Origin of the sequence: Rhodococcus sp. EPR-134, from assembly GCF_001647205.1 — a bacterium.
Taxonomy (GTDB): Bacteria; Actinomycetota; Actinomycetes; order Mycobacteriales; family Mycobacteriaceae; genus Rhodococcus_F; species Rhodococcus_F qingshengii.
Window position 1 is genome coordinate 1 of the sequence record NZ_LVCT01000051.1, and the last position, 7,704, is coordinate 7,704.

Annotated in this window: 5 protein-coding genes; 3 read left to right on the forward strand and 2 right to left on the reverse strand. The window is 62.1% G+C overall.

Annotation, left to right across the window (positions count from 1 at the left end; all coding sequences use genetic code 11):
- Positions 1 to 465 (reverse strand): aminotransferase class I/II-fold pyridoxal phosphate-dependent enzyme (locus tag A2J01_RS02615; RefSeq protein WP_197494139.1); only part of this gene is annotated, 465 nt, incomplete at its 3' end.
- Positions 466 to 672: 207 nt separating this feature from the next.
- Between A2J01_RS02615 and A2J01_RS02620 the strand changes: the two genes are divergently transcribed.
- Genes A2J01_RS02620 through A2J01_RS02630 form a run of 3 tightly spaced genes read left to right on the forward strand, consistent with a single transcriptional unit; the run spans position 673 to position 7,124 of the window.
- Entirely contained in the window at positions 673 to 2,283 is a 1,611-nt protein-coding gene (locus A2J01_RS02620) for an ABC transporter substrate-binding protein (protein ID WP_064111827.1), read from the forward strand.
- Between the two features lie 54 nt (positions 2,284 to 2,337).
- The gene (locus A2J01_RS02625) at positions 2,338 to 5,706 is read left to right on the forward strand and encodes a serine hydrolase (RefSeq protein ID WP_064111829.1); all 3,369 of its coding nucleotides are present in this window, start codon (positions 2,338 to 2,340) and stop codon (positions 5,704 to 5,706) included.
- Between the two features lie 2 nt (positions 5,707 to 5,708).
- Positions 5,709 to 7,124, forward strand: a complete 1,416-nt coding sequence (locus A2J01_RS02630) for a serine hydrolase domain-containing protein (RefSeq protein WP_231915684.1) — start codon at positions 5,709 to 5,711, stop codon at positions 7,122 to 7,124.
- 51 nt (positions 7,125 to 7,175) lie between these two features.
- On the opposite strand, the gene A2J01_RS02635 is transcribed toward A2J01_RS02630, so the two are convergent.
- On the reverse strand, positions 7,176 to 7,704 hold a 529-nt coding region (locus A2J01_RS02635; RefSeq protein ID WP_064111831.1), incomplete at its 5' end, for a hypothetical protein.

Below are 7,704 nucleotides of genomic sequence, written 5' to 3' on the forward strand. Positions count from 1 at the left end.
GCTCGCGACGATCAGACCGGCAGGCGGCGACGGCAAAGCCTCGAGCATTTCCACTGTCGGCTGGTATCGAGTTGCCGGCCCGCAGTCGAGTTCGACGACGTTGCAGCCGAGAGCGGCAAGGGTATTGCGGTACGCGGGATATCCGGGTCGAGCAACCACCACGGTGTCGCCCTCGTCGAACGCGGCCAGGAAGAGCAAGGTGAACGCCCCGGACGAACCGGTCGTCACCACCACGTCTTCGGCGTCGACGGCGATTCCCGATCGCTCGCTGTGGTAGCGCGCAATAGCCTCGCGTAGCTGCAGGATCCCGAAAGTCTCGGTATACCCGAGTAGTTCGGTGCCCAGAATCTCTCGCGTCGCACGTAGCACCGGTGCCGGCGCGGGCGTCGACGGTTGACCTGCCGCCAAGGTCAGGACGTCACCATGTGTCCGCTGACGTTCGGTCGCGGCCTTCCATACATCCATGACATGGAAGGTCTGGATATCTGATCGACGAGATTCTGAGCGCACACTCCGACGGTAGTCGAACCGTGGTGCGGCAAGAAACGACGACCACCCATTGTGACGATCCGACAGATTCAGGCGCTCAGCATGAGTCGATTCAACGAGACCTGGGCCACGTCCCTCGCGCAACATTGATCAACGACTTCCTTCGATCAAAAGGTGCATCAGATGAAAGCTCGCTCAGTGCCCACTGCGGCTCTGGTCACGATCGGCGTTCTCACGGTTGCCTCGTGCGGAAGCACCTCTGATCCTGGCGGCAATTCTTCCGGCGACTACGCGAAGGACGGCAGTTTCACCACGATCGTGAACACCGATCCCGGCAACCTTCATCCCCTGATCACCAATCTGACTGCCACGCAGGCGATCAACAGCTATACGAACGACTCGTTGTTGGCCATCGACCCCAAAACCCGCGCAGCGGGCTCGTATCTGGCCGAAAAATGGAGCGAGAACGGAACTTCGCTGAACTTCACCCTCAAAAAGGGGATCACGTGTGACGACGGCACGACCTTCACTGCCCAGACAGCGGCAAACAACATCAACTGGGTCGTCGACACGACCAACGGCTCGCCGTGGTTGGGAGCATCCGTACCCGAAACTGCGGTAGCAACCGCTGATGGTGACGAGCTCACGATCAAGACAACGGAACCCGCGCCCTTCCTCCTCGAGCGCATCGGCGCTCTCAAGATGGCGTGCCAGGCAGCCCTCGACGACCCTGCCAGTGTTCGAGGCAGCAGCAACGGAACCGGACTGTTCAAGATCACCGAAGTAGTGGCCAACGATCACGTCACGCTCGAACGCCGCGACGGATACAACTGGGGGCCGAACGGCGAAACCACGTCGGACACGCTCGGAGTGCCCAAGACGGTCACGATCAAGGTCGTGACCGACGCCGCGACGACGGCGAATCTCGTCCTCACCGGAACGGTCAACGCGGCCCCGGTTGCCGGCGCGGATATCGAACGTGTGGAAGCTTCAGGCCTCGAGTCGATGACGTCCAACACCCTGAGCGGACAGTTCATCTTCAACCACAATGCGGCTCTCCCCACCAAGGACGAAGCCGTACGCACCGCACTCGTGCAAGCGATCGATCTCGACGATTACACGGACATCAACACCGGTGGCAAAGGCTCACGAGCTACGGCACTGGCAGTAGTCGATCCGCGGGCGTGTGACTTCGACAGCGTCACCGGTGTAGTTCCGAAGTTCGACATGGCCGCTGCGAAAAAGACTCTTGCGGACGCCGGTTGGAAGCCCGGATCCGACGGTGTCCTGACCAAGGACGGTCAAGCGCTGCAATTGACGGTCATCTTTGCCAACTACCGCGACACCACCTCTGCAGCAGCAGAATACGCGATGAAGCAGTGGCAGGAGCTCGGTGCGAAGGTAGAGCTTCGTGGTGGTGACAACAACTTCATCATTTCCAACACATTCGCAGCGAAAGACCTGACGTCATGGTCGATCTCGATCGGACTGACCGTCCAGAGCGATACCCCCAGCATCTTCGTTCCGTACTTCGCCGGCCCCACCCCACCGTCGGGTGTCAACTTCGCATCGATCGACAATCAAAAGTACGCCGAACTGGCGGCGAAGGCCTCGGTTCTGCCCGGGCAGGAATCCTGCTCGGTGTGGAAGGAAGCGGAACAAGCACTGTTCACCTCGTCCGACGTCATTCCGGTGTCCACGTCGCCGAACTTCATGTTCTTCAACGGCGCAACGGCCCTGTATGCACCAGTTGGCGGCACCCTGGCCGGCCCTGGCATTCGCGTTCTGAAATAAGCCGGAAGACAAAGCTTTATGTCTGCATCTATTTCTCCGATTCGAAGGATCTACATGACTGACCGTCCATTTGTTCTCGACGACCTCCACCGTGTGGTCACACCCACTGAGACCTCAATCTCTCCCGACGGCACCGTGGTCGTCTTCGTTCGCTCGGAAATTGTTGCCGGAAAGGCAACTACATCGCTCTGGGCGGTGTCCCGCGGTTCCCAGGCTCGCCGCCTCACCGCAGGGCCCGCCGATTCTGCCCCTCGGTTCTCTCCGGACGGAACCTCGATTGCCTTCCTGCGTAAGGTCGGCGACTCCGCGCAGCTGCACCTGATCCCGCTCGCCGGTGGCGAGGCCGAAACTCTCACCACATCAGCATCACTCCCCCTCGGCGCCGGTGCAGCAGCCTGGAGCCCGGACGGAAATGCCATCGCGTTCGCCGCTGTGGTCTCACGCTCGGACTCCGCCGATCCGAATGCTCCCATCGTCACCGACCGACTCGGATACAAGGTGGACGGTGCCGGTTGGCTCGGCACCTTCCGTCGCCACCTTCACACCGTCGATCTGGAGACGAAGGCAGTTCGACGGCTCACCGACGGTGATTGGAATGCCGACGTTCCGTCCTGGTCGCCCGACGGCACGGCCCTTGCCTTCACCGCGAATCTCGAACCGGACAGCGATCTGAACCTCACGTTCAGCGCTTACCGCATCCTCGTCGACGATCTGTCGGTTCCCCCGCAGCGACTCGGTCATGCCACCGGAGTGCAGGGCTCCACACTGTGGCATCCGCAGGGAGATTCGGTCGTCGCCATCGGCACTCCCGAGGTCCGTGTCGGAACTGCAGACCTGATCCGGCTGTCCGTCCCCGGCCCAACCGAGACACCGGTCGACGTCACCCTCACAGCTCATCTCGATCGCAACGTGATGCCCGGTGCACCCGGTTACCCCGGCGGCACACCGGCACTGTCGAATACTCGCGACGAAATCGTGTTCTGCCTACGCGATCGTGGATGGACGCATCTGTACGCGGCCGACATCGAAACCGGCACCTCTCGATCCCTCGTCGCCAATCCCAACGAGGTCGTCTCGGCGCTCTCCGTTGCCCGTGACGCCCGCGTCGCCTCCGTCATCGTCACCACGCAGCAGTCCTTCGGCGAGGTCGCACTCGTCGATCTCGACAGCGGCGCGGTCACCACGCTGACGAAATTCACCGCAGAAGCACTCCCCGAGGTGACACTGTTTGCCGCCGAGGAACGCGAGTTCACCATCTCCGACGGCCGCACCGTGCATGGTTGGTTGCTGTCCGCTCCCGAAACCAGTGGTGCCGCACCCCTTCTGCTCGACATTCACGGCGGACCGCACAACGCGTGGACCGGCGTTGCAGATACCTATCACCCCGCCCACCAGGTTCTCGCCGCCCAGGGTTGGCGCATCCTGACCCTCAATCCACGTGGGTCGGACGGGTACGGCGCAGACTTCATGTACGCCGTCAACGGCGCCTGGGGTACCTCCGACCAAGCCGACTTCCTCGAGCCGATCGACGCGCTTGTCGCCGAGGGACTTGTCGACGGGGACCGTCTGGCGATCACCGGGTACAGCTACGGCGGATACAGTACGTGTCACCTGACGTCCGCGACGGATCGTTTTGCCGCTGCGGTTGCCGGCGGGCTGATCTGCGATTTCAACGCCATGGCCGGAGTCTGCGATTTCGGTCCGCACCTCGCGTCACTCGCCACCGGCACGACTGTTCCCGAGAACTCCGCGGGGCTCCTGGCAGCCTCACCGCTCGCCGCCGTGAAGAACGTGGTGACCCCGACGCTGATCCTGCACGGAAAGTCGGACGAGCGGTGCCCGCTGGGTCAAGCCGAGGCCTGGTTCGCCGCACTGCGCCAGCAGCACGTACCCACCCGTCTGGTGGCGTATCCCGGTGCAAGCCACGGGTTCCTCGTCAACGGCTCGATCTCGCACCGAATCGACTACAGCACACGACTCATCGAATGGGTCAAGCGATACACCTCCGCGAAGCTGCCCAAGACCGGCCTGGCCAACGCGTCTGCCGGAGCCGACGCGTGGAAGCGTTCGCTGGACGTACTGTGTGAGCGTTACGGCGTCACCGGTGCTCAATTCGGTATTCTCACACTCGATTCCAACGGCAAGGAAATCACCCGTACGACGGTGGCTTCCGGCGTGATCAATGCAGACACCGGGGTCGAGGTATCCACCGACTCCCTGTTCCAGATCGGATCCATCACCAAGGTATGGACCGCGATGCTGGTCATGCAGCTTGTCGACGAAGGCTTGCTCGACCTGGACGCGACCGTCCGGTCGATCCTGCCCGATTTCGCACTGCAGGACGAGGAAACAGCTGCCCGCATCACGGTTCGCGCACTTCTGAACCATCGCAACGGAATCGACGGTGACCTGTTCATCGACAAGGGTCGCGGCGACGACGTCGTCGAACGCTACGTCGAGGGCCTGCGTGACTTCCGTCAGGTTCATCCACTCGAGGACGGCTTCGCGTACTCGAACTCCGCGTACGTCCTTGCAGCTCGTATCGTCGAGGTTCTTCGCGGCGGCATCTGGGACGACATCCTCAAGGAGCGGATCATCGATCCGCTCGGCCTCGCGCACACACTCACGTTGACCGGAGATACACCGAGATACTCTGTGGCAGCGGGTCATACGGGGAACTCCGTCGTGATGCCCGTCTGGCCGATCACGCGCTCGATGGGGCCCGCGGGTTGCATCACTGCCAGCATCGGAGATCTACTCACGTTCGCGGAACTCGGTCTTCTCGAAGGACAGAGCGTCGACGGCGTACGGATCGTGTCGGAAAAGTCAGCCGCCGCGATGCGCACACCCGAAATCGACATCAGCGAACTGTTCCCGGACAAGTCGGGTTGGGGCTTGGGCTGGTTCCACGAAACCTGGTCGGGCGAAGAGATTTTCGGGCACGACGGCAGCACCATCGGCCAGCACGCGTATCTGCGCATCTTCCCCCGCCACAATGTCGCGATCGCACTGCTGACCAGCGGCGGCAAGGCCGACGGCCTCTACCGTGATCTCTTCACCGAAGCCGCGGCCGCGTTGGTCGGACTCGAACCTCCGCAAGCCCTCGCCCCGAACCCCGCGAGTGTGGAGTCGATTCCGGATTCGGTTCTGGGAAAGTACAGCTCGGGCGGAATAGCAATCGAGTTCCGCCGTGGAGAGTCCGCTGACGAGGCCGTGATCACCGTCATCGGCGACGTAATCCCGAATCCCGAGGAAGACGAAACAGCTCCGAAGAAGCCTGCAACGGTAGCCACTCTCGTACCGTCGCAGATCCCGGGGACCTGGACCACCCGTCAACCCGGGGCCGCCGGTTGGACGACGGTACGGCCGCACCGAGACGGAGTGTACGTCGGATTCCGCTTCCTACCACGGGTTAACGCGTGACGATGACCGATACACATACGATGACGGAAACACAGAACGCCGAAACACAGAACGCCAGCGAACTCGAGGAATCAAAGATGCAAGAACAGCTTCAAGAACTCGTCGATCAGTGGAGGGTCGAGGCAAACATCCCCGGCGTCTCGGTCGGCATCATTCACGGCGACAAGGACATCGTCGTCACCAGTGGCATCGAGAGCGTCGAAACCCAACTCCCGGTCACCGACAAGACGATGTTCATGATCGGCTCCACCACAAAGGTGTTCGCCGCAACAGCCGCGATGGCACTCGTCGAGGACGGCCTACTCGATCTCGACACCCCGTTGGTCGAGTACGTCCCCGAACTGACCTTCGCCGACGAAACAGCCACGCGCACAGTCACGATGCGTCACCTCCTCACCCACACCGGCGGATTCACCGGCGACGCGGGCCTCTCGGCAGGCTGGGGCGAAGACGCCCTGGGACGCTCGGTTTCACGGCTGAACGAACTGCGACAAGAATTTCCCGTCGGAGAAGTCTTCTCCTACAGCAACTCCGGATTCGTTCTCGCCGGACATGTCGTGGCCAAGATCAGCGGACTGACCTTCGAAGAGCTGGTCAAGCAGCGCGTGCTCGACCCCCTCGAAATGAAGAACTCGGCCTTCCTGCCCTGGGACGTGATGACCCACCGGTTCGCACTCGGTCACTACATCCGCGACGGTGTGCCGTTCGTGTCCAACGAAACCGGGCTGGACCGCGGCATGATCCCTTGCGGCGGAATGTGGTCCTCGGTGCGAGACCAACTCGTCTGGGCACGTTACGCACTGTCTGGCGAACACCCCGGCGGAGGACAGCCGCTCGACGAGTCCACCCGGTTGCTGATGCAGAAGCCGCAGCGTCCCGCCGCGATGATGTTCGAAGAAGTCGGCCTGGGATGGCTGTTGACTCGATACGGAACCACACAGGTAGTGCGGCACGGCGGAAACGTGAGCAACCTCCAGGTCTCCGAGTTCATGACAGTGCCCGAGAAGAACTTCGCCGTCACCGTGCTGACCAACGCCCTCGGCGGCGGAATCGGCAAGAAGATCGTCGACTGGTGCATGGCCAACCTCACTGAACTACCCACGCCGGCATCCCTCGACGTGGTCGAGCCCGAACCCGCTGCCGTCGACGCAGTCCTGGGCAAGTATCAGGCCGGCTCACTGACGATGACCGTCGCCCCCGGTGACGAGGGAATCGGCATCCGGATGGGCAGCGCGCAGGATCGCGGTGAATACGAGGACATCGTCTGGCCGCCGGCAATCCCGATCGCCTTCCTCAACGACCGTGACTTCGCTGCGCGCGCCGACACCACCCGGGCGTTGGGACGCTTCGTCACCGACGACACCGGTCGCGCCGTGATGCTCGAATTCGGCGGCCGCACCGCCAAGCGAGTGGCCTGATCCTCTAGACGGGTGACGCGGTCCGAACAAGTGCGATCGAACTCGCCGATCTCACCGGACCGCGTCACCCGTTTGTGCGTCTGCGGGCTGCCGTTCATTGCTCGGTTCTGGCAGAACATCGACTTTGGTGCCAGTGAGAAAGGCGACCAGCGCGACGATCACGATCGTGAAGACAATGCTCACCACCGTCGGCCCGAATCCCAAGCCGCCCTCATCTCGGTCTTGGGTCAACAGGTCACCGATGGACGCTCCCAATGGACGAGTGACAACATAAGCGATCCAAAATGCAAGTACAGCATTGAGTTTCAGGCCGAAGTGCGCGGCGGCCACTACGGCGCTCACGACGCCGAACAACACAGCAGACTTCGCATACCCCAGGTCCACCTGTTCGGCAATCAAGTCTCCTGCCGCCGTTCCCAGTGAAAATGTGAACAGGATGGCGAACCAGTAGAACGCTTCGCGCTTCGGCGTGCGAATACTGTGGATGGACAACGTCCGTTCACTGGCAAACCAGATCCCGAACGTAGCGGCCAGGGCAACCGCAAAGACTCCCGTACTCACTTCGAGCGGTACACCGAGA

Coding starts and splice junctions, on each gene's coding strand:
- A2J01_RS02620 (WP_064111827.1), top strand. CDS start 673: ATGAAAGCTCGCTCAGTGCCCACTGCGGCTCTGGTCACGATCGGCGTT.
- A2J01_RS02625 (WP_064111829.1), top strand. CDS start 2,338: ATGACTGACCGTCCATTTGTTCTCGACGACCTCCACCGTGTGGTCACA.
- A2J01_RS02630 (WP_231915684.1), top strand. CDS start 5,709: ATGACCGATACACATACGATGACGGAAACACAGAACGCCGAAACACAG.